This is a genomic window from Nocardia suismassiliense (genome assembly GCF_900269665.1).
GTDB classification, from domain to species: domain Bacteria; phylum Actinomycetota; class Actinomycetes; order Mycobacteriales; family Mycobacteriaceae; genus Nocardia; species Nocardia suismassiliense.
Map to the genome: position 1 here is coordinate 1,927,855 of NZ_LT985361.1, position 22,324 is coordinate 1,950,178.

The window sequence follows — 22,324 nt, forward strand, 5'->3', positions numbered from 1 at the left end:
ACCGGGTCGACTGTCCAAGTGGCGGCCGTCACCCGCAGGTCGGCGGTCTACGGTGGAGCGGCAACCCCGCTGGACGACCAGGAAGGAAGTTGATGGTTTCGTCGGTCTCCGACCCGGTGCCGCCGCAGGGGCGGATCGGCGCCCTGCTGTTCGCGCTGCCGCCCGCGGGCCGACGGTGGAGTCCCGGCCTGCGGTCCGCCCTGGCCTTCGCACTGCCTGCCGCGGTGGTGGTAGCGCTGGGGCAGCCGGAGCACGCGCTGTTCGTGCTGTTCGGTGCCTTCGCGGTGATGTACGGGGAGCGCAGGGCGTATCGCATGCGGGCCGGCGTGGTGCTCACCGCGGGCCTGGCGTTGCTCGCGTGCTGCGGCGTCGGTGCCCTGCTCGGGCACGGGCTCGCCGGCGGACTCGGCGCCTCGCTGCTGACCGTGTCCTTGCTGACGATCGTCGCGATGGTCGCCGTCTACGCGATCGACGCGTTGCGGCTCGGCCCGCCCGGCGCGCTGCTGTTCGTGATCGCCTGCGGCGGCGCGATGATGGCCGCCGAGGCGGGCATCTCGACGGCAGCGCTGTTGTCCTGCACCGCTTTCGGCGTCGGCGCGTCGGTGCTGGCGTCGATGGCGGGCGTGCTGCGCGATCGACGCAAGCCCGAACGGGTCGCCGTCGACGCGGCGATCAACGCCGTCGACGCCTATCTGTCGGCCCGGGCAGCGGGCCGTCCCGCCATCGACCTGCGCCATCAGGCGGGCGGCGCGGTCGCGGAGGCCTGGGCGGCGGTCTACGACGCCGGGCTGCCGAGCCGGGCACCCGATTCGACGCTGCTGGCCGACCTCGTCTCGGCCCGGCGCCGACTCGCGGGTCCGGCCTATGACGACACCAACGAGCTGGTGGTCGACCCGCTGATCTCGTTCGTGCGTCCCGGTGTCTGGTTCCGGCTGCGCCGCGCGCTGTCGTTCGACTCGCACCCGGCCATCAGCGCCTTCCGGGTCGGCGTCGCCTGCCTGGCCGCCGGTGGACTCAGCGCGCTGCTCGGCCAGCCGCGCCCGCACTGGGCGGTGTTCACCGCGCTGATGGTGTTGCAGATCGGCCCCGACCGGGTGCGCGGCAAGGTGCGCGGCATCCACCGGTTCGTTGGCACGATCGTCGGCCTGGCGCTGTTCGGCGTGGTGCATCAGCTCGCGTTCACCGGTTACGCCCTCATCGCGCTGTTGGCCGCGCTGCTGTTCTGCATGGAGTTGTTCGTGCCACGCAACTACGCGCTGGCCGCGATCTTCATCACGCCCATCGCGCTGCTCGCGGTGGGCAGCACCCCGGACGGCGCCGTCGCGCCGCTGATCCGCGACCGCTTCATCGAGACCGTGCTCGGTGTGGGGATCGCGGTGCTCGTCCCACACGTCGTCGTCCCGCGTGCACACCGGCGCACCTTCCGCTGGATCGAGCAGCGGGTCGGCGCCGTCGCCCGCGACCTGCTGGAACTGTCGCGCACCGAGCCGGCCGGTGCCCCCGCCGTCGCACTGACCCAGCAACTGCAGTTCGAACTGGTCGGCGTCGCACGCAGTGGAATCGACTCGGCCACCGAAGAGCCCGCGTGGACCGCCGAGCACTGGCCCGCGCACGCCGCCACCGCCCACCTCGGCTACGACCTGCTCGCCGCCTACTGGGAGCTACCCCCTGGCGCGCTGCTGGCCGACCCGGACCGCTGGATTGCCGAATTCGACGCGTTGACGCCGGTTTCCACGCACACCTAACGAGTGCTTACTCCTGCTAGCGTTCGAGCATGCAGGACAGTGTGACAGTGCGAATGGCCGCGCCCGCCGACAAGATCTGGGAGCTGGTCAGCGATATCACCAATACCGGGCGCTTCAGTCCGGAGACCTTCGCCGCCGAATGGCTCGGTGGCGCTACCGGACCCGCCGTCGGGGTGAAGTTCCGCGGACACGTGAACCGCAACGGCTGGGGTCTGAAGTATTGGACGGTGTGCCGGATCGACGCCGCCGAGCCGGGGCGTGAATTCGCGTTCACGGTGCTCGGCCCCGGCAATATGCCGATCAATACGTGGCGCTATCGGTTCGAGCCGGTCGACGGCGGCACCGACGTCACCGAATCGTTTCAGCTGCACAGCAACCCGGTCTTGCGGGTGTACTGGCTGCTGGCCGGTCGGGCACGTCGTAAGACGAACGTCAACGGAATGCGCGAGACGTTGAACCGCATCAAGGCAGTCGTAGAACAGGCCTAGCTTCCGTCAGTTCACACAGGGGACGGTACTGCCGATCGTCGTCGTGATCGGCTTGCCCGTGTCCGGGGCAGGTTCGGCCGGGGTGGTGGGTGTGACCGTTGTGGGCGCGGTCGAGGTGGCCGCGCTCGCGGCCAGTTCGTCGGGCATGGTGAAGTCGCTGCCGAGGACGACCTGGACGTGTCCCGGCGCGACGTTCGATCCGGCGGTGGCCGTGAGTCCGCCGAGGGTTTCGGCCAACTGGGTCGCGTCCGCCTCGGCGCCGGTGCCATAGGTCACCGTGGTCGTGGTGGTGGCGCTGCCGCGGTTGCCGACCGTGCCCTCGCGATAACCGCGAGCCGTCAGCGCGGTGGACAGCTGGCCCGCCATCCCGGCCACGCTGCCCGCGTTCAGCACGTCGACCGTGCTCGTCGGCGGGCGCGCCGGGGTGGTGCTCGGCGTCTCGACGCCGAACGCGGACCGCACCTCTTTCTTGATCGCGGCCGGGTCGATGATGTTGACGTCCTGGCCGTTGATGGTGTCGTAGCGCAGCACCGGCAGCGTCCGGAACTCGACCCCGATCGAGCCCGCGGCACCGAGGCTGCTGGCGAAGTCGAGCAGGTCCCAGCCGTCGGAGAGCACCACGTCCTGGTGCGCCACCTTCATCAGCTCGTTGAGCTTGCCCAGGTTGGTCAGCGTTCCGGAATCCTTGAGCGACTTGGCGACCGAGGTGAGGTAGGCCTGCTGCCTGCGCGTCCGGTCGAGGTCGCCGTTCTCCAGGTTGTGGCGCTGGCGGACGAAGGCGAGCGCTTCGGAACCGTTGAGGTGTTGCGGCCCGGCGGGGAACACGGCGCCGGAGTAATAGCTGTCGTCGACCGCCTTGTTCAGGCACACATCGACACCGCCGAGCGCCTCGGCCAGGTGATAGAAGCCGGCTAGGGCCACCTCGGCGAAGCGGTCGATCGGCACACCGGTCAGGTTGCGGACGTGGGACACGATGGACGCCCGGCCCGCTTCCCGCCCTGCGCGTTCCAGGGTGAGCTGGTCTTTTTCGCCGTTCGCGATCAGTTTGGCTTCCGTGGCCGCTTTCTTGAGCCCGTATGCCTCCTTGATCTTGATTTTGTCGTAGCCCGGGATACCGGACGCCGAGACGTAGCTGTCGCGCGGGATGGAGAACGCGACGATCTTGCGCATATCCGCCGGAATGTGCAGCAGGATCAGTGTATTCGCGTTGTAGCCGCCGTCGTCGCTGTCGCCCGCGTGCAGCTTGTCGAGGATCTCTTTCGGGAGGGGGTTGCCGTTCTGGTCCTTGCGGGTGTCCAGGCCGATCAGCAGGATGTTGAGGTCGCCGCCCAGCGAATGCGGTGCGTCGGCGCCGATCGCGTCGGAGCGGTTGAACCCGTTGTTGAAGTCGACCTTGGCCGACCAGGCGAAGCCGGTACCGGAGAGCACCGCGAAGGCGGTGACCGAGACGAGCACCCGCACCGCATTCTTCGCGATGCTTCGGGATCGGTGCGGGGCTGCGGCTACGCGGCGGGCTTTCGGGGCGGCGCGGCGGTGCCTCGCGCGGCGTGCGGGCGGGTCGGTGACCCGGGCGAACTCGACGGTGTCATCGTCATCGCTCATCGCTGCGGACGCTCTGTCCATCGCCGCGGCGGCGGGGTCCATCGCCGTGGACTCTGTGCCTTCCGCCTTCTTCGGCACTCGTGCCACGGATTGTTCCTCGCCGTCTCGATCGCTGTCCGACTCAGTCGAGAGTACGCACGCGCGCGTAATACCCAGATCATCGCGGGTTATGTAACGGTGAACGCGGTCATCGGGCCCGCGATGATCGGGCCCGCTCTAGGCTCGAGCCCATGTCTGCTCCCGTGCTTCTCGTGCTCGGCGCCGGTCCCGGTGTCGGATTGGCCGTTGCCCGACTCTTCGCCCGTGACGATCACGCGGTGTTCCTGGCCTGCCGGCTGCCGGAGGAGGCCGAGCCGCTCGCCGCACAATTACGCGGCGAGGGTTTCGACGCGGAGGGAGTCGGCGTCGATCTGTCCGATCCGGCCGACGTGACCCGCGTGGTGACCGAGGTGGGGCAGCAGCACGGCCGCATCGATGTGCTGCATTTCAACCCGAGCATGTTCCGGCAGGCGGACCCGTTGCAGCTGTCGGTGCCGGAGCTGATCGAGGACTTCACCATCGGTGCCGCGGCATTGTTGCCCGCGGTCCAGGCGGCGCTGCCGTTCTTCGCCGAGGGCGCGCGGGTGCTGGTCACCGGGAGCGCCGCGGCGGACAAGCCATGGAATCAGGCCGCGTCGCTCGGTGTGCAGAAGGCGGCAGTCCGCAACCTGGTCACCAGCTTGGATACTACCTTGGCGCCCAAGGGTTTTCGGGCCGTCGCGGTGCAGATCAACGGCGTGCTCGGCGAGGGAGCGTTCACCAGGGACCGGGTCGCCGAGGCACTACACGCCGCAGCGATCCGGCCCCTCGACGCATGGACACCGCACACGTCCTACGACGGCTGACCAGGCGCTGTGTCGAAGTCCCCGGCGGACTTCGACACAGGACCTGAAACGGGAGAAGGCCGAACTAGTTGCCGCGTCCGTGCTTGGGCCCGACCTTCTGCGGGGGTATCCGCTCGTACGTGCAGGCTCCTCCCGCATTCGGGGGACAGCTCAGGCACTTGTAACCGGGGATTTCCCGGCCGGCGCAGGAGGCGGCGAAATACGTCGCTCCGCTCTGAACTCGATCAGCCACTGGGCTTGCTGATGCCTCGCTCATTCCGAGTCCGAGACCGGCGGCACAGACCGCGATCGCGGTGCTGACGGCAATACGTGTGAACATTGTTCTTCCCCTCCAAGGCGACTCCCCGCCGCCGACCGTGCTGTGGATTGGCAACAAATTCTGTTGTTGCCGAGTACCTTTCGGTTGATACGACGCAAGCGTATGCACGGGACCTTTCAAGATCCTTAACGGGCTGGGGCGAACCCACCTCCGCGTGGTCGTGTTGATGGCAGGATCGCGGCAAACTCGACCGGCATGTGCGCCGGGCCGCGCAGGTTCACGTGTTCGCGGTAAACCGGCGGATCCGTGGTGAGACGGGGCATTTCGACGCGTTGCGCGAACCGGGTGAGCGCTATCCGTGCCTCCAGCCGGGCCAGCGGAGCGCCGAGACAGAAGTGCGCGCCGAGTCCGAAGGCCAGATTGCGGTTGTCGCGGGCCGGGTCGAAGCGGTCCGGGTCGGGGAATCCGGCGGGGTCGCGGTGGGCGGCGGCGATCAGCATGACCACCAGATCGCCGCGCTCGACGGCGAGGTCGCCGACCGTCAGGTCGTCCGCGGCGATGCGCGGGATGAGTTGTACCGGCGGATCGAAGCGCAACGTCTCCTCGACGACGGCCTGTGCCCGTTCGGGATTCGCGCGCAGTGCGGCGAGTTCGTCGGGGCGGCGCAGCAGGGCGAGGGTGGCGTTGGCGATGAGGTTGACCGTGGTTTCGTGCCCCGCGACGAGCAGTAGTGCACAGGTGGAGATCAGCTCGTCGTGGCTGAGCATGTCCCCGGCGTCCTCGGCGGCGAGCAGCTCCGAGAGCAGGTCCGGTCCGGGGGTGGCGCGGCGGCGTTCGGTCAGCTGCTCGAAGTAGTTGCTGAGTTCGGTTCCGGCGCGCTGTATTTCGGCGGGGTCGGCGCGGAATGCGGTGGCCTGCTTCGAGGTCGGGTCCAACGTGCGGGCCAGCAGGGCCGACCAATGGCTCAGCCGCGCTTCGTCTTCCAGCGGCACGCCGAGCAGTTCACAGATGACGGTCACCGGCAGCGGGTAGGCGAACGCGGTGACGGCGTCGAATGCTCCTGCCGCCGAGTGCTTGTCGAGGATGTCGTCGACGATTTCGGTGATCCGCGGTGCGAGCTGCTGCACCACCCGCGGGGTGAAGGCCTTCGACACCAGCCGCCGCAGCCGGGTGTGGTCGGGCGGGTCGAGGAACAGGAACGACGGTTTCGCCTGCTCAGCAGTGGTTTTCGTGGCGTCGTAGATCGGCATCGAGCCGAGCTGCAGCTTCGCCAGCGAGCGGTCCACGCTCACCCTCGGGTCTCGGAGCACGGCGGTGCAGTCGGCGTGGCTGGTCACCACGACGACCGGCGCGGTGCCGATCCGGAACGGCCCGCGTTCCCGTAGTCGCGCGAACAGCGGATAGGGGTTCGACCGCACCGCCGGGTCGAGTAGACGGACGTAGTCGGCGATCGACTGATCTGCTGAGGTCATGGGACTCCCACCTGCTGGGCCCGGCGATACCGGCTGGGTCCAGCATGCGCCCAGGCAACCGGCTCGCGCCAGGACAGCGGCCGACTGATCAGGACAAGGCCAGGGCTGCTGCGGTAATGGCCTTGGCCGCCCGGTCCACGTCGGCGTCGGTCGTGCGCCAGTTGCTGAACGCGGCCCGCAGCGCCGGTTGCCCTTCGTAAACGGTTGGCGTCACGAAGGTCTCGCCGGACTCGGCAATGGCTTCGGCCAGTGCGTCGACCCGCTCGGCGGTGGCCCGGTCGGCCAGCGTGAAGCAGACGACATTGAGGCGGACCGGCGCGGTGAGCCGGAGCAGTCCGGTCGCCGTGAGCTGCTCGGCGAGGTTGTTCGCGCAGGAGATGTTGCGCCGCACGATGTCCTGGTGACCGTTGCGGCCGTACGCGGTCAGCGAGAACCAGGCGGCGAGCGCGCGCAGCCGCCGCGAGTTCTCCGGGACCAGGTGCCCGAAATCCGGGGTGCCGGTGGGCGCGGTCAGATACGCGGCGGAATTCAGGAAGACACGCAGTTGCAGATCGCGGCGCCGGGTGAACTGGACCGCCGCGTCATACGGCACATTGAGCCATTTGTGCAGGTCGACGCAGACCGAATCCGCCGCGCCGAGACCGTCGACCAGTGCGGCGTGCTCCGGCGAGAGCGCCGCGAACGCGCCGAACGCACCATCTACGTGGAGCCAGAATGGATAACGTTGGCGCAGTGCGGCAATCGCGCGCAGGTCGTCGAAGTCGACGGTGTTCACCGTGCCCGCGTTGGCCACCACGATGGCCGGCCGACCATCCAGAGCCGCGAGTGCCTCGTCGAGCTCGGCCACGTCGACAGCTTCCCGGCCCGGCAGGGTCGGCACCAGTTGCACACTGTCCCGGCCGATTCCGAGCATGGACAACGATTTGACGATGCTGGCGTGCGGCGTCCCCGACAGCACGTGCACCGGCCCGAGCGCGCCGACCCCGGCCTGCGCCACCGAGATTCCGCGCTGCTCGCCCAGCCACTCCCGCGCGATCGCCAGCCCGACGAAGTTCGACATGGTCGCCCCGCTGACGAACGCCCCGGTGTGCTGGTCCAGGCCGAACAGCCGCCCGATCCAGTCGACGGTCTGCCGTTCGAGCTCGATGGCCGTGGAGTCCTCGCCCGACATCGCGTTCTGATCGAGCACCCCGGTGAGCCAGTCGCCGGCGACCGAGGCCGGGGTGGCGCCGCCGGTGACGAAGCCGAGGTAGCGCGGTCCCGCGCTGCCGGAGAACCCCGGCTCCCATCGCTCGCGGAACAGCGCGAGTGCTCGGCGCAGGCCGATACCGTGCTCCGGAAGTTCTTCGGGCCGCACCTCTTTCGGTGCCCGCGCGACTGGCCGGGTGTCGATGCCGGTCAACAGGTCCGTCGCGGACGCGCGCACCGCGTCCAGCAGTGCGGGTAGCTCGGCCAGGTCGTTGGCAAGGTTTTCGTCCACCCTGCCGACGCTACGAGCCGGGCACCCGTCTTGTCGGGAGCCAGTCCGAAGGTGCTGGCCTTGCCGCTACTTCAGCGCGCTGCCCTGCAGCCACTGCTCCCAGGGCACGCCCCAGTCGCCGTTCTGCCAGACCTCGAGCGGCGCGCCGCCGGTATTGCGCACCTCGACCACATCGCCGGGGAGCGAGAACTCGTAGAACCAGCGCGCGTGCTCCGGGCTGAGGTTCAGGCAGCCGTGCGAGGTGTTGGTATTGCCCTGCGCCCACATGGTCGAGGCGAGTTCGTGCAGGTAGATGCCGTCGGTGCTGATCCTGGTCGCCCAGTTGATGGTCTCCTTGTAGCCGAGCCGCGAGTTGACCGGCAGCCCGAAGGTGGAGGAGTCCATGATCACCGGGTTGGCCTTGCTCATCACCGTGTAGACGCCGGGCTGGGTCCAGAAGGTGATCGTCTTGCCGCCCACCGTCTCGCTGCCGCCCATGCCCATCGAGGTCGGCATGGTGCGCACGAGTTTGCCGTTCTCGTAGACCTGGACCTGCTTGGTGTTGTCGTCGGCGATGGACACGTGCGAGGGGCCGATGGTGAACGACGCCTTGCTGTCCTCCTGGCCGTAGAGGCCGTTGCCGAGGTCGACCGCGTAGATATTCGCCGCGACATTCACCTTCGTGCCCGGCGGGTAGTACTCGCGCGGCCGCCAGTGCGCGCGGCGGTTGTCGAGCCAGTACCACGAGCCCTCGAGCTGCGGGGTTGTGGTCACCGACAGCCGTTTCTCGGCCAGCGCCCGGTCCGGGACGTCCTCGTCGAAGTGGGCCACGATGACGGCGCCGACGCCGTAGGTGCCACCGTCCAGCAGCCCGCCGGCGGTGGTTTCGAAGTAGACCTTGGTCTGGTTGTTCGGCGTCAGCGTGCTGAACGTCGAGGTCTGCGGGCCGCTGCGGCCGGTGATGGTGAGACTCTCGGCGGTGATGGTGTAGGTGTGGCCGTAACCGAGCGGTTCGGTGGGTTTCCACGCCGTCTTGTCCGGCGTCAGGATGCCCTCGAGCTGTTTGCCCTGCTCGTTGGTCATGCTGACCGAGGTCAGCATGCCGTCACCCGCGCTGACCTGGACCGGTGCGCTCGGGTCGATATCCTTCGCGCCCTGCGCCGGGGTGAAGGAGATGGCGGGCGGCGCGGGGTCGGCCGCTCCCGGCTGCTTCGACTCCGACCCTGAACAACCGGCAACCACCAGGGCGATGACCAGGATGACAATCCCGGCCACGCTGGATCGGAAGCGGCGACTCGACATGATTTCTCCTGTGTTCGCCGTGCGCTTCCCGCTGCGCACCTCTCTCGACTTTTGTCCCGTTCAGAAGTTTACCGGCCCGCGGGCGGTGCACTTCTGGCCGCATCCGCGTCGGGCGAGGGTGTCGAGGTCGTCCTATATGCGCTTATCAGCTGGTCAGTTGGCGCGATATTAACGCTAACCGTCATTGACGACCCTTGTTTGCTCATGATTTGCTGGCTCAATATTGAGCGATCAACCGGCACGAAAGGAAGGCTTGTGATGATCAGCATGACAACCGCTCCGCTGGACCGGAGACGTGTCGGCAACCGGAGCACCGGCTCCGCCGGACTTTCCGACGCGGCTGTCGAACGCGCGGCGCTCGAACGCTTCTACGAACTGCTTTTCCTGCAGGACCACGAACAGGTGCTGGACCTCGTCACCGACGATGTGCTGTTCCACGCCCCCTGGCAGCTACCCGGCATGCCGACCATGATCGAGGGGCGCGCCGAGCTGCACGAAAGCATGCTCTGGTGGAGCACCGAACTGTGGAGCCCGGGCAGCCTGTCCCGCATCACCGTGCGCCCGTTCGCCACCGCGCACGCCTGGCTCGCCAAGGTCGAGGGTGAATTCACCGCGCTGGAGAGCGAACGGCTCTATCACGCGATGGTGCTCAGCGAGGTCCGCTTCGAGGGCGGCGCGATCGCCGAGGTGCGTCAGTATCACAACACGCTCAACCAGATCATCGCGTTGGGCGCGGACGTGCCGGGCATCAATGTGCCCGGCTACGGCGTCGGCTCGAACCGCGGTCAGGCCGAGGCCGTCGCCTGATCCGCCACCGCTGATTCCCGCATGCCCGGTGCGATGATGCCCCGGCCGACCACCTCGTCGAACAGCGCGACAGCCTTGGCCTCCGCCGCCAGCAGCGCGGAAACCCGCTCGGCCTCCGCCACATCCGTGTCCATAACTGGAGCGTAGATCATCTGGTCATCAACGGTTTCCGTGCGGATTCGCCGGGTACGGCGATAGCAGGACGACAAAGGAGGTATGGCACATGGCCATCGATCAGGAGACCGGTGCGATCACCGGCACCAAAGACAAGAACTACAACCTCATCTGGTTCACCGAACAGTGCCTGAGCAACGCCCTGCGCATGGAGCTCTACGCGCAGGACGCCGAACGTGACGGCGACACCGAGCTCGGCGAGTTCTTCCGCCGCGCCCAGCACGAAAGCGTGAAGGGCGGCGAACAGGGCAAGGCCCTGCTGGCCAAGCGACTCTGACCCTGAAAATAAGACGTGCCGCGAATGCCGCCGAGGCGGACAATTCGCGGCATGCCTCTGCTGACGGAAAGTTTGGTCGCCGCCGAAAGATTTACCCGCGCAACGCAGCCCGTGCTCACCACGGGCGACGGCTTGGTCCTGCGGCCGTGGACAGCCGATGACGCGCAGGAAGTCCTGGAGGCTTTCACCGATCCGCTGATCCAACGCTGGCATGTACGCAGCGCCGACTCCCTCGCCGAGGTTCGCGAATGGATCGACGCGTGGATCGGGACATGGAGCGCCTGCGCCGCCGCCAATTGGGCGGTAGCCGATATCGGCACCGGCCGGCTCGTCGCACGAGCCTCCTTGAAGAACTTGGAGCTGGCGGGCGGGCAGGCCGAGGTCGCCTACTGGACGGCGCCCGCTGCGCGCGGCCAGGCCGTCACGCCGCGCGCGATATCCGCGCTCACCGCATGGGCTTTCGAGGTCGGTTTTCATCGCCTGGAGCTGACCCACTCGGTGGCGAACGAACGGTCGTGCCGGGTGGCGGCCAAGCTCGGTTATGCCCTGGAGGGCACGAAGCGAAGCGCCGGGTTGCACCTGGATGGCTGGCACGACATGCACCTGCATGCTCGCATCAACGGCGGGTATCCGGCGGGCATGAGTGGAGCAGAGAAGGATCGCACGACGGCCGAGGTGCAGCAGGAAGAGGCGGACTTCGCCGGCGAGCATTCGAAGCCGACGCATGCGGAGGAGCACCCGAAGGGGGCCGAGTTGGAGACCGATGAGTCGACCCCGGACGGGCACGCCGGAATGGACGACTAGACGCGGCGGATCCGAGCCTGCCACGCCACCAGGTCGATGATGCTGCCTTCCTGCCAGCCGAGGTCGGGCCGCTGTTCCAGTGCGGGTTGGGTGACTCGGCCGCGGTAGTGCGCCGGCTGAATGTCTTCCAGTTCCCAACCCTCGGTGAATGATTCGCGAATAATCGAGTCGCTGATCTGAGGTCCGAAACCGGGGCCCGCATCGGACAGCGCGAGGATATTGACCAGTCCGCCCGGTTTGCACAGCGCGTGCAGGCTGCGGACGTAGGCCGCGCGTGCGTCTGGTTCGGTACCGAAGATGTGGAAGAGGGCGCTGTCCACGATGGTGTCGAAAGTTGGTGGGGCTTCGGCAGTGCCGAGCGCGATGGCGTCGGCCACCTCGAACTTGGCAGCCGGAACATCTTGCGCGGCAGCGTTCGCGCGGGCGAACTCGATCGCGCTGGGGGACAGGTCGATACCGAGCACGTCGTAGCCCAGCTTCGACAGCAGGATCGTGTGTTCGCCTGCCCCGCAACCGGGGTCGAGCACCCGCCCCCAGATACATCCGTCGCGCTCCAGCGCGACGATCGCAGGCTGCGGTTCACCGATGACCCAGGGGGCGATGTCGTTGTCGTAGGCGGCATTCCAGAAATCGGCAGGACGAGTCATACCTCGATGATCCACCCTGAACAAGGGTTGAGGTCAACGGCTCGTGCCGGGAATTCGGTGCCGCCGGTTACCCGGTGAGCTCGATCCGCGGCCGAAACATCAGGCCTGGAACAGGAGCTCACCGGGCGTCGCGATGTCAGGCGACGGCCACCAAACGTGCGGCGTTCGCGGCCTCGTCGTCGGCGGCCTGGTAGGCGGCCAGCTCCGCCTCGACCCGGTCCCGGTAGCGGCTGAGCTCACGCTCGGCGTCGGCGGCATCCCAGCCCAGCCGGGCGCCGATCAGGAAGGCCACTTCCGGCGCGGCGAGCAGACCGCGGTCCGACGCCTCGATGGAGATGCGGGTACGCCGGGTCAGCACATCGTCGAGATGCAGTGCGCCCTCGTGGGTTACCGCGTAGACGACCTCGGCGGCGAGGTACTCCTCGGCGCCCGCCAGCGGCTCGCCCAGCGCGGGATCCTCGGCGATCAGCTCGAACAGGTCGTGCACGGCGGAGCCGTAGCGCCCGAGCAGATGCTCCACGGTCGCCTTCGGCAGCCCGCTGCGCTGCGCGAGGCTGTCGAGATCGGCGGCCATCTCCTGGTAGCCGACCGCGCCGAGCAGCGGCAGCTTCTCGGTCACCGACGGGGCGACCGCGCGACCGAGGCCCTGCACGGCGGCATCCACTACGTCGGCCGCCATCACCCGGTAGGTGGTGTACTTGCCGCCCGCGATCACGAACAGACCCGGAACCGGTTCCGCCACCGCGTGTTCGCGCGACAGCTTCGCGGTGTCGCTGGACGCGCCGGAGACCAGCGGACGCAACCCGGCGTAGGTGCCGACGATGTCGTCGCGGGTCAGTGGATCCCGCAGTACCGCGTTGACGTGATCGAGGATGTACTGCACGTCGGCGTTGCTCGCGGCCGGATGATCCTTGTCCAGCGACCAATCCGTGTCCGTGGTGCCGATGATCCAGTGCTGGTGCCACGGGATCACGAACAGCACGCTCTTCTCGGTGCGCATGATCAGCCCGGTGTCCAGGTCGAGCCGCTCGCGCGGCACCAGGATGTGCACGCCCTTGGAAGTGCGCACGTGGAACGGGAATTCGACGCCGGTCATCCGGTTCATCTCGTCGGTCCAGACGCCGGTCGCGCTGATCACCCGGCGGGCCCGCACGGTGTGCTCGCGTCCGGTCTCCAGATCGGTGACCTGCGCGCCGATCACCCGCTCACCGTCGCGCAGCAGCCCGGTGACCTTGGTGCGGGTGAGCACGGTCGCGCCGTGCTGGGCCGCGGTGCGGGCGATCGTCATGGTGTGCCGCGCGTCGTCGACCTGGGCATCGAAGTAGCGGATGGCCCCGGTCATCGAGTCCTCGCGCAGCGCGGGCGCCAATTCCAGTGCGCGCGTGCGGGTCAGGTGCCGGTGCATCGGCAGCGCCCGCGCGCCACCGATGGTGTCGTACAGGGCGACGCCCGCACCGATGTACGCGCGCTCCCAGACCCGGTGCTGCAGCGGCAGCAGGAACGACACCGGGCGCACCAGGTGCGGCGCCAGCTTGTTCAGCAGCAGACCGCGTTCCTTCAAAGCCTCACGCACCAGCCAGAAGTCGAGCTGTTCGAGATACCGCAGCCCGCCGTGGATGAGCTTGCTGGAGCGGCTCGACGTGCCTGCCGCGAAGTCCCTGGCTTCCACCAAGGTGACGCTCAAGCCGCGTGCGGCCGCATCCAGTGCCGCGCCCGCGCCGACCACGCCGCCGCCGATCACCAGCACATCGATCTCGTTGTCGCCTAGTGCCTCGACCGCGGTGGCGCGGTAGCTGGGGTCTAATCGTGCTGACATGAATCTCTCCTATTTCCAGTGATATTCGCGTCGGCGACTCAGTCGTCTACGTCTATCCAGTCGAGGGTGCGCGACACGGCCTTTTGCCAGCGGGCGTAGCCGCGTGCGCGCTGCTCCTCGGTTCCGGTGGGGTTCCAGCGTTTGTCTTCGTGCCAGTTCTGCACGAGTTCGTCGGTGTTGCTCCAGAATCCGACGGCGAGCCCGGCCGCGTAGGCGGCGCCGAGCGCGGTGGTTTCGGCGACCACCGGTCGCGACACCGGCACACCGAGGAAGTCGGCCTGCAGCTGCATGCACAGCTCGTTGGCGGTGACGCCGCCGTCCACCCGCAGCACGTCGAGCTGCACGCCGGAGTCGGCCTGCATGGCCTCGACCACGTCGCGGGTCTGGTAGCAAATGGATTCCAGCGTCGCCCGCGCCAGGTGGGCGTTGGTGCTGAAACGGGACAGCCCGACGATGGCGCCGCGCGCGTCGGAGCGCCAGTAGGGCGCGAACAGTCCGGAGAAGGCGGGCACGAAGTACACGCCACCGTTGTCGTCGACCTGCCTGGCCAGCGATTCGCTTTGCGACGCACCGGAAATGATGCCGAGCTGATCGCGCAGCCACTGCACCGCCGAACCGGTCACCGCGATCGAACCTTCGAGCGCGTACACCGGCTTGTCGTCGCCGAACTGGTAAGCGACCGTGGTGAGCAGCCCGTGCTGCGAGCGCACGATCTCGGTACCGGTGTTGAGCAGCAAGAAGTTTCCGGTGCCGTAGGTGTTCTTCGCCTCGCCGGGCCGGAAACACACCTGGCCGACCGTGGCCGCCTGCTGGTCGCCGAGCACACCGGCCAGCGGCACCTCACCGCCGAAAGGCCCGTCGGCCCTGGTCTTTCCGAACAGTTCGGGGTTCGACGACGGCGCGATGGCCGGCAGCATGGACCGTGGAATGTTGAAGATGGACAGCAGTTCGTCGTCCCAGTCGGAGGTTTCCAGGTTCATCAGCATGGTGCGGCTGGCGTTGGTCGGGTCGGTGACGTGCACCCCGCCGTCGACCCCGCCGGTCAGGTTCCACAGCAGCCAGCTGTCGGTGGTCCCGAAGATCGCCTCGCCGCGCTCGGCCGCCTCGGCGACGCCGGGCACGTTGTCCAGAATCCAGCGCAGCTTGCCGCCGGAAAAGTAAGTGGCAGGCGGCAATCCGGCCTTGTGCCGAATGGTGTCGCCATGGCCGGCGCGCTCGAGTTCGGCGGCGATGCGGTCGGTGCGGGTGTCCTGCCAGACGATGGCGTTGCAGTAGGGCCGCCCGGTCCGGCGGCTCCACACCACGGTGGTTTCGCGCTGGTTGGTGACGCCGACCGCGGCCAGGTCGCTCGCGTCGAGATCGGCCTTGGTGAGGGTGCTCTGGATGACCGCCCGGGTGCGTTCCCAGATCTCGGTCGGATCGTGCTCCACCCAGCCCGCACGCGGCAGGATCTGCTGGTGCTCTAGCTGGTGGCGAGCGATCTCGTTGCCGTTGTGATCGAACACCATGAAGCGCGTGCTCGTGGTGCCCTGGTCGATGGCGCCGACATACTGGCTCATCGTGGTCCTTTCGAAGAAAAACTACAGAGAGAAAAGGTGATTCAGAAAAGGACCTGAGAGGCCAGCCCGGCGAGCACGCCGCCCGCCAGCGGACCGAGGATCGGGACCCAGGCGTAGCTCCAGTCGGACCTCTTGCGATTGGGCCCGGGCGACCCGGTGTGTTGGGGAAGTCGTTCGGCGGAAGAACCGCCGACACCCGCACCCGCGGGCTCACGAACCGGCGCGGCGGCCACACCCTTACTTACCGGCAGCAGCGCATGCGCAAGCCGAGGCCCGAGATCACGAGCCGGATTGATGGCGTACCCCGTCGGCCCGCCGAGCGAGGCGCCGATACCGACCACCAGCAACGCCGCCGCGAGCGGGCCGAGGCCGGTCGCGGTGTGACCGATGGACAGCAGCACCAGGACGAGCGCGAAGGTGGCGATCACCTCGGTGGCGAAGTTCCAGCGCAGCCCGCGGATCGCGGGACCGGTGGCGAACACACCCAGCTTCTTCGCCTCGTCGGTCTCCTCGTCGAAGTGCCGCTTGTAGGCCACATAGGCCAGATTCGCGCCGATGAACGCGCCGACCAGCTGGCCGGTGATGTAGGCGATGGTGGTGGCGACAGTGATGTCGATGTCGGGGCCGTATTGATCGGCGCCGCTGAAGAGGACGCCGATGGTGTAGGCGGGATTGAGGTGGCCGCCGGTTTTATAGGCGACATACACCCCGGCGAGCACGCCGAAACCCCAGCCGAAGTTGATCAGTAACCAGCCACCGTCGAATCCCTTGGATTTGGTCAGCAACACATTCGCGACCACGCCGACGCCGAGTAGCACCAGCATTCCCGTGCCGAGTGCTTCACTCAGGAAGATCGAGCCGAAGTTCACCGTTGAGTCTCCGTTCGCCCTGCGGCCGCTCATGCGACCCTGCGGACCTCGACGTTACGACCGGATCGAGGAACCGGACATAGGGCACGTTCGACAATGCTGAACGGCCGGGGTGGTTGTGGGGGGCCGCTGCCGCTACTGTCGGGCGCCCGAGGGCGTCGACATGACGCACGTCACACCGGCGCGCCGGGTGTGTTGCTCGCCGTTCACCACATGTTCGACATTGTCGAATCGAGAGGTTAGGTTTCGGTTCATGCCCGGTCCGATCCAATCGATCGAACGAGCGGCGGCCATTCTGCGGCTGCTCGCCCGCGGCGCGGGCCGCCTGGGCGTCGGCGAGATCGCCGGCGCGCTCGACCTTGCCAAACCCACCGCGCACGGCATCCTGCGCACCCTGCAAGGTGTGGGGTTCGTCGAACAGGACGCGGCGACCGGCAAGTACCAGCTGGGCGCGGCCCTGCTGCACCTCGGTACCAGTTATCTCGATGCCAACGAGCTGCGCTCGCGGGCGATCAACTGGGCCGACGCGCTGGCAGCACGCACCGGCGAGGCGGTGCGCATCGGCGCGCCGGTAGACGGCAGCGTGGTGGTCGTGCACCACGTCTTCCGTCCGGACAACACCGAACAGGCACTCGAACTCGGTGAACTGCTGCCGCCGCACGCGACCGCGCTCGGCAAGGTGCTGCTGGCCTTCGACGCGGAACTCGCGGCCACGGTGCGCGCGGGCGAGCTGCCCTCGCTCACCCGCCGCACCATCGTCGACCGCCCCGCACTCAATCGAGCTCTCGCCGCGGTGCGGCAGGCAGGCTGGGCTGGGGACACCGAGGAATTCCGGCCCGGCGAAGCGGGCATCGCGGCACCCATCCGTGCGCACGGCGGACTCGTGGTGGGCGCCATCGGCATCAGCGGACCGGTCGACCGGCTCTGCGACCCGCAATTACGGCACCGTCCCGCGCTGATCGGCCTGGTGCGCGACGCCGCGCACGCGGTCTCGCGGGACCTCGGCGCCGGACACTGACACAGCTATATATGGCACGAGAGGACACGGATGACGCAGCGGTTTGTGCTCGCGATCGACCAGGGCACCACCTCCACCAGGTGCATCCTGTTCGATCAGCGCGCACGCCTGGTCGGTGTGGCACAGCGCGAGCATCAGCAGCACTATCCGCGGCCGGGCTGGGTCGAGCAGGACGCGATGGAGATCTGGCGCAATGTCGACCGGATCGTGCCGCAGGCGCTGCGCGACTCCGGTATCACCGCGGATCAGGTTGCCGCCCTCGGCATCGCGAACCAGCGGGAGACCACGGTGGTGTGGGATCGCCGCACCGGCACGCCGATCCGGCGGGCCATCGTCTGGCAGGACACGCGCACCGAGGAATTGGTCCGTGACTTCGCGGAAAAGCCTGGCGCGCAACGTATTCGAGAGATATGCGGGTTGCCGCTGGCCACCTACTTCGCCGCGCCCCGGCTGCGCTGGCTGCTGGATACCATTCCGGGCCTGCGGGATCGGGCCGAACGCGGCGAGGTGCTGTTCGGCACCATGGAAACCTGGCTGATCTGGAATCTGACCGGCGGCGTCGACGGCGGCCTGCATCTGACCGATGTCACCAATGCCAGCCGCACGCTGCTGATGAATCTCACCACGCTGACCTGGGACGCGGAGCTGCTGAGCTTCTTCGAGATCCCCGCGGCCATGCTGCCGCGCATCCAGCCGTCGACGGCGTCGTACGGCACGACCCGCCGGGTGGTGCCCGGTATCCCGATCGCCGCCGCGCTGGGCGACCAGCACGCCGCGCTGTTCGGCCAAACCTGCTTCGCGCGTGGGGAAACCAAGTGCACGTACGGCACCGGCGGCTTCCTCATGATGAACACCGGCCGCGAACTGGTGCAGTCCTCGCACGGCCTGCTCACCACCATCGGCTACCAGATCGGCGACGAGCAGCCGGTGTACGCGCTGGAGGGGCCGATCGCGGTGACCGGCTCGCTGGTGCAGTGGGTGCGCGACAACATCGGCCTGGTCACCAGCGCACCGGAGATCGAAACCCTCGCTCGCACAGTGCAAGACAACGGCGGCTGCTACATCGTGCCCGCGTTCTCCGGTCTCTACGCGCCGCACTGGCGCAGTGACGCGCGCGGCCTGATCGCCGGCCTGACATCCTATATCACCAAGGGCCACATCGCCCGTGCGGTCCTGGAGGCGACCGCATGGCAGACCCGCGAGGTGGTCGACGCGATGAACGCCGACTCCGGTTTACAGGCCCGCGCACTGCGCGTCGACGGCGGCATGACGTCGGACAACCTGCTCATGCAGATCGTCGCCGACGTCCTCGACGTGCCCGTCATGCGCCCGTTCAACGCCGAAACCGTCTCGCTCGGTGCGGCTTACGCCGCCGGGCTCGCCGTCGGCTACTGGCCGGACCTGGAGGGCCTGCGCAACAACTGGCGCCTTGCCGCGCAATGGATGCCGCAGATGGATCCGGTGCACCGCGCGGACGAGTACGAGAACTGGCAGCGCGCAGTGCAATTGACCTTCGGCTGGTTGCGCTCGAAACGACATCGGCAGGGAGCCTGACGCGCTTCGTCATCGAGCGGTGCGTTGTCAGAGAGAGATCGGCTCCGCGCCAAGCTACGTGGCGAGGGAAGATGCCCTGACCGTGTTACCTATCCGGTGCCGGCAACCGGAGCGCGCAGCGACCCCGCGATATTCGAACGGACCCGGGCGGCGGTCCGGCGCAGGCGGCCACCTTTGAGCCCGGCCTCCAGCTCCAGCCGGACGCGACCGTTGTGCAGGGCGGTGCGCAAACCTGTTGTCACACCGGAGATTTCCGGGACGGCGAAGGTGGTTCCGGTTTGGAACTTGCGCTCCGAGGCGGTCTCCGGCGCGTCGTCCGACGTGGCGATCAGGAAGCGATCCGGGACGGCGAGCTTGTGGATGGTCCGCATGGTCAGCAGGTACTGGCGCAGCAACGAACCGCTGGTGTAGGGCAGGTCGTATTTGTCGCAGAGCGCGCGAACCCGGACAGCGATCTCGGCGTAGCGGTTGCTGGGCAGGTCAGGGAAGAGGTGGTGTTCGATTTGGTAACACAGGTTTCCGCTGGCGAAGGCCAGGGTCGGGCCTGCGTCGAAGTTCGCGGTGCCGAGCATCTGGCGCAGGTACCACTCGGATTTGGTCTCGTCTTCCAGCGCGGCGGGGGTGAACTTCTCCGCGCCGTCGGGGAAGTGGCCGCAGAAGATGACCACATAGGCCCAGGCATTGCGCACGACGTTGGCGGTGACGTTGGCCGTCAGTGCACGGCGCCAGCGCTTTCCGCTCAGCGCGGGGAAGAGCACGTAGTCCTTGAGCGCCTGACGGGAGATCTTCTTCAGAAAAGCCTTTGTCACAGCGGACTTTTCGGCCTTGGTCTCGAAACGGTCCCGGTCCGCGTACAGCCCGTGCAGGCCGATGCCCCACTCGAAGGTGGTGGCCAGCAGCAGATTCTGCAGCGGCTGGAAGAGATGGCTGGGCTCCCATGGCTGGTCCCTGGTCACCCGCATCACGCCGAAGCCGATGTCGTCGTCCATGTCCAGCACGTTGGTGTAGAGGTGGTGGCGGAAGTTGTGCGAGTACTTCCACTGGGTGGACAGCCCGACCATGTCCCACTCCCAGCTGGTGGAGTGGATCTCCGGGTCGTTCATCCAATCCCACTGGCCGTGCGAGACGTTGTGCCCGATCTCCATGTTCTCGATGCTCTTGGCCGCGGCCAGCGCCGCCGTGCCGAGCAGCCAGCCCGCCTTGTTCCGGTTCGCCGCGATGATCAGTCGGGCGACGGTGTCCAGGGCGCGCTGGAACCGGATGGTGCGCCGGATGTAGGCCGCGTCGCGGCCGCCGAGCGATTCACTGACGTCACGATGGATCGCGTCGAGTTCGGTACCGAGCGCCTCGATGTCTTCCTTGCTCAGGTGCGCGTACACAGCAATGTCGGTGATGGCCATGGGTCCTCTTCGGATGGAGCGGCTGCGCAGCCGCGGGGAAGCCCGGTCGGGCCGCCGACACGGGGAGCGATCGGCGTTGCTCAGCGGAACCGAGCTCGAAGGCCGGCCGATGCGGAAGGCCGACGAGATTCTTGGTTCGACGCTACCAGCGCTTCCGATACCACCAGGTCAACAGCGGACGGCCGCCGGAACAACGGGGTATGGCCGCGCGGAATCGCGACGTTCCGGACACGACAACATCCCAGTTCGAGCGGGATCATGCGCGATCTGCGCCGCGGACAAGGTTCAATAGAGGGGATTGGCTATTCGCGGCCGATCGGAGGAGGCTCGACGGATGAGTCAGGAAAGCGGGCAAGGGTCCGGGCTGTTCAGCCATGACACCATTCCCATTCAGGTGTATACGCCTGCCGAGAGCAGTGACGTACATCATCAGCCGGTATTCAGTAGAGCCGAGGATGGCTCCGGGTCTGCTGTCGGGGAGGTCGCGCCGCCGCACGCCTGACGCCGGACATGACGCGAGCCCCCGCATCTCCTTGAGAGATGCGGGGGCTCGGGCCGTTTCGGGCCCGGCGGGACCGAAGCGCTCGCGTTCGGTTGATGCGTCGCACACCACGACCGTGGGGTGTGCGAGACATCAAGGGCTGTGCGGGTTTACGCCGCAGCGGTGGATAACAATGCCATCGGGCGTACCGCGGTGGCCTCGACGCCGCGCGGGCGCAGCTCGCAGGTGAAAACTACGGGCTGGCCCGCGGAGAGGGTTTTGAAGCCGGGGGAGTCGATGCTGGAATACTCCACAAAGACCCCGTTCGGGTATTCGGGGGATTCGAGGAAGCCGAATCCTTTGGCGGTGTCGAACCACCGGACGGTGCCGTGCACCCAGTTCTCGCCGTCGCTCATCGCGCGACCTCGAAGGCGCTCGCGCGCTCGCCGGACCCGGATTGCATCACCTGCTGCCACCAGGAGGCGAGTGGGCTCGGGTCTGGCCACACGACGGCGGGACCCGATCGGGCAGTCTTATGCGTGGATACTTTCTGCGAAGCTCTGAACTTGTCTGAACGAACCACGGTCGGACGATCTCCTCGGAGTCGGTACATTACGCGGGCATCCCCGCGTACGCCGGATGCCCGCTACTGCGTTACTCAAACTGTAAGCACCCGAACGGATATTCGCCCGAATTCCGCTTCCACTCGGTACAACGTCACATTCCGTCGTCGGCCGAACTCGGCCGCCGGAAAACAACTGGCCGAGCCCCGTGCGGGCCCGGGCAGTGGTGCGGTGCTGCCGCCGCCCGGCGCGACGGAGTGCGGTCGAGGGGCACGACGGCGCTGTACTACCGTCGCTGGCATGCGGCTTCACGTGGGCTGTGCGATGTGGACGCACCCGTCATGGCAGGAATGGCAACCGTCTTCGGGGGATCGGCTGGCCGCCTACGCCGACCGGTGCAACGCGGTCGAGGGCAACACCACCTTCTACGCGATACCGGCGCGCCGCACGGTGGAGTCGTGGGCCGCGCAGACCGCGCCCGAGTTCCGGTTCGTGGTGAAACTGCACCGATCGATCACCCATGAGCGCAGGCTGACCGGGGTCGACGAGGAGATGCGCGCGTTTCTGTCGGCGATCGAACCGCTCGGCCCGCGCGCGCACGCCCTGTGGGTGCAGTTGCCCGCCTCGTTCGGCCCGAACGATCTCGGCCCGCTCGCGCTGTTTCTGCGCAGGCTGCCGCAGCAGTACCGCTCGGCGGTCGAGGTCCGGCATCGCGCGTTCTTCGAGAACGAGCAAGCCGCCCGGCAGCTGGAAAGCGTGCTCGCCCGGGTCGGCGCCGAGTGGATACCCTTCGACACCACAACACTTTTCGACGGACTACCGGTCACCGCCGCCGAGCAGGAAGCGTGGTCGAAGAAGCCGAGGGTGCCGCGCCGGACCCGCGCCCTCACCGAATTCCCGATCGTCCGCTATCACGGCCGCGACTCGACCGAGCGCACGGTCGACGGCTGGCAGCCGTGGATCGGCACGGTCGTCGAGTGGCTGCGCGAGGGCCGATCGCCGACCGTCTTCATCCACACCCCGGACAATGCCGAGGGCGTACCGCTCGCGCGCCGCTTCCACGAGGCGGTGCGCGCCGAGCTGCCCGAGCTCGCACCGCTGCCCGAACCGGCGCCCACCGACCCGATGACCCTCTTCTGACGCG

At 67.8% G+C, this 22,324-nt stretch carries 20 protein-coding genes; 9 read left to right on the forward strand and 11 right to left on the reverse strand.

Annotated features, from left to right (window positions below; genetic code table 11):
• Positions 1-92: 92 nt before the first annotated feature.
• Positions 93-1,745 (forward strand): FUSC family protein, encoded by a 1,653-nt coding sequence (locus tag DBO33_RS08665; protein ID WP_107654567.1) that lies wholly within the window; start codon positions 93-95, stop codon positions 1,743-1,745.
• Between the two features lie 29 nt (positions 1,746-1,774).
• Complete coding sequence (locus DBO33_RS08670; RefSeq protein WP_107654568.1) at positions 1,775-2,233, forward strand: SRPBCC family protein; 459 nt, start codon at positions 1,775-1,777, stop codon at positions 2,231-2,233.
• Between the two features lie 6 nt (positions 2,234-2,239).
• Here the strand turns inward: DBO33_RS08670 and DBO33_RS08675 are convergent, their stop codons facing one another.
• Positions 2,240-3,835: an LCP family protein gene (locus DBO33_RS08675; protein WP_107660086.1), complete on the reverse strand. Its 1,596-nt coding sequence runs from the start codon at positions 3,833-3,835 to the stop codon at positions 2,240-2,242.
• A gap of 230 nt (positions 3,836-4,065) precedes the next feature.
• Between DBO33_RS08675 and DBO33_RS08680 the strand changes: the two genes are divergently transcribed.
• On the forward strand, positions 4,066-4,719 hold the full coding sequence (locus tag DBO33_RS08680; RefSeq protein WP_107654569.1) for an SDR family NAD(P)-dependent oxidoreductase: 654 nt from the start codon (positions 4,066-4,068) through the stop codon (positions 4,717-4,719).
• A gap of 444 nt (positions 4,720-5,163) precedes the next feature.
• Here DBO33_RS08680 and DBO33_RS08685 read toward each other — a convergent pair whose 3' ends face one another.
• The 3 genes from DBO33_RS08685 to DBO33_RS08695 form a co-directional block, all read right to left on the reverse strand.
• A complete protein-coding gene (locus tag DBO33_RS08685; protein WP_107654570.1) occupies positions 5,164-6,450 on the reverse strand; it encodes a cytochrome P450 in 1,287 nt (428 codons plus the stop codon).
• Positions 6,451-6,538: 88 nt separating this feature from the next.
• Positions 6,539-7,930: a pyridoxal phosphate-dependent decarboxylase family protein gene (locus DBO33_RS08690; RefSeq protein ID WP_107654571.1), complete on the reverse strand. Its 1,392-nt coding sequence runs from the start codon at positions 7,928-7,930 to the stop codon at positions 6,539-6,541.
• 66 nt (positions 7,931-7,996) lie between these two features.
• The gene (locus DBO33_RS08695; protein WP_107654572.1) at positions 7,997-9,211 is read right to left on the reverse strand and encodes a L,D-transpeptidase; all 1,215 of its coding nucleotides are present in this window, start codon (positions 9,209-9,211) and stop codon (positions 7,997-7,999) included.
• 258 nt (positions 9,212-9,469) lie between these two features.
• On the opposite strand from DBO33_RS08695, the gene DBO33_RS08700 reads away from it, so the two are divergent.
• Complete coding sequence (locus tag DBO33_RS08700; RefSeq protein WP_107654573.1) at positions 9,470-10,018, forward strand: nuclear transport factor 2 family protein; 549 nt, start codon at positions 9,470-9,472, stop codon at positions 10,016-10,018.
• On the opposite strand, the gene DBO33_RS08705 is transcribed toward DBO33_RS08700, so the two are convergent.
• Positions 9,997-10,152, reverse strand: coding sequence for a hypothetical protein (locus DBO33_RS08705; protein WP_199856557.1), 156 nt, complete (start codon positions 10,150-10,152; stop codon positions 9,997-9,999). The two genes, DBO33_RS08700 and DBO33_RS08705, sit on opposite strands and share 22 nt — an antisense overlap.
• A gap of 89 nt (positions 10,153-10,241) precedes the next feature.
• Here DBO33_RS08705 and DBO33_RS08710 point away from each other — a divergent pair, with 89 nt between their 5' ends.
• Together DBO33_RS08710 and DBO33_RS08715 are read left to right on the forward strand one after the other, a co-directional pair.
• Positions 10,242-10,469, forward strand: a complete 228-nt coding sequence (locus tag DBO33_RS08710) for a hypothetical protein (RefSeq protein WP_107654574.1) — start codon at positions 10,242-10,244, stop codon at positions 10,467-10,469.
• A 51-nt stretch (positions 10,470-10,520) separates the two neighbouring features.
• Positions 10,521-11,273, forward strand: a complete 753-nt coding sequence (locus DBO33_RS08715) for a GNAT family N-acetyltransferase (protein WP_107654575.1) — start codon at positions 10,521-10,523, stop codon at positions 11,271-11,273.
• On the opposite strand, the gene DBO33_RS08720 is transcribed toward DBO33_RS08715, so the two are convergent.
• From DBO33_RS08720 to DBO33_RS08735, 4 genes are all read right to left on the reverse strand, one after another.
• Positions 11,270-11,920 (reverse strand): class I SAM-dependent methyltransferase, encoded by a 651-nt coding sequence (locus DBO33_RS08720; RefSeq protein ID WP_107654576.1) that lies wholly within the window; start codon positions 11,918-11,920, stop codon positions 11,270-11,272. The genes DBO33_RS08715 and DBO33_RS08720 overlap by 4 nt on opposite strands.
• A 136-nt stretch (positions 11,921-12,056) precedes the next feature.
• Positions 12,057-13,736, reverse strand: a complete 1,680-nt coding sequence (gene glpD / locus DBO33_RS08725) for a glycerol-3-phosphate dehydrogenase (RefSeq protein ID WP_107654577.1) — start codon at positions 13,734-13,736, stop codon at positions 12,057-12,059.
• 38 nt (positions 13,737-13,774) lie between these two features.
• A complete protein-coding gene (gene glpK, locus DBO33_RS08730) occupies positions 13,775-15,295 on the reverse strand; it encodes a glycerol kinase GlpK (protein ID WP_107654578.1) in 1,521 nt (506 codons plus the stop codon).
• Between the two features lie 41 nt (positions 15,296-15,336).
• Positions 15,337-16,164, reverse strand: coding sequence for an MIP/aquaporin family protein (locus DBO33_RS08735; protein WP_199856558.1), 828 nt, complete (start codon positions 16,162-16,164; stop codon positions 15,337-15,339).
• A 253-nt stretch (positions 16,165-16,417) separates the two neighbouring features.
• Here DBO33_RS08735 and DBO33_RS08740 point away from each other — a divergent pair, with 253 nt between their 5' ends.
• A complete protein-coding gene (locus tag DBO33_RS08740; RefSeq protein ID WP_107654580.1) occupies positions 16,418-17,182 on the forward strand; it encodes an IclR family transcriptional regulator in 765 nt (254 codons plus the stop codon).
• 30 nt (positions 17,183-17,212) lie between these two features.
• On the forward strand, positions 17,213-18,736 hold the full coding sequence (glpK, locus tag DBO33_RS08745) for a glycerol kinase GlpK (RefSeq protein WP_107654581.1): 1,524 nt from the start codon (positions 17,213-17,215) through the stop codon (positions 18,734-18,736).
• Positions 18,737-18,825: 89 nt separating this feature from the next.
• On the opposite strand, the gene DBO33_RS08750 is transcribed toward glpK (DBO33_RS08745), so the two are convergent.
• The gene (locus DBO33_RS08750; RefSeq protein WP_107654582.1) at positions 18,826-20,136 is read right to left on the reverse strand and encodes a fatty acid desaturase family protein; all 1,311 of its coding nucleotides are present in this window, start codon (positions 20,134-20,136) and stop codon (positions 18,826-18,828) included.
• A gap of 651 nt (positions 20,137-20,787) precedes the next feature.
• A complete protein-coding gene (locus DBO33_RS08755) occupies positions 20,788-21,033 on the reverse strand; it encodes a cold shock domain-containing protein (RefSeq protein WP_107654583.1) in 246 nt (81 codons plus the stop codon).
• Between the two features lie 447 nt (positions 21,034-21,480).
• Between DBO33_RS08755 and DBO33_RS08760 the strand changes: the two genes are divergently transcribed.
• On the forward strand, positions 21,481-22,320 hold the full coding sequence (locus tag DBO33_RS08760) for a DUF72 domain-containing protein (protein WP_107654584.1): 840 nt from the start codon (positions 21,481-21,483) through the stop codon (positions 22,318-22,320).
• The last annotated feature ends 4 nt before the right edge of the window (positions 22,321-22,324 follow it).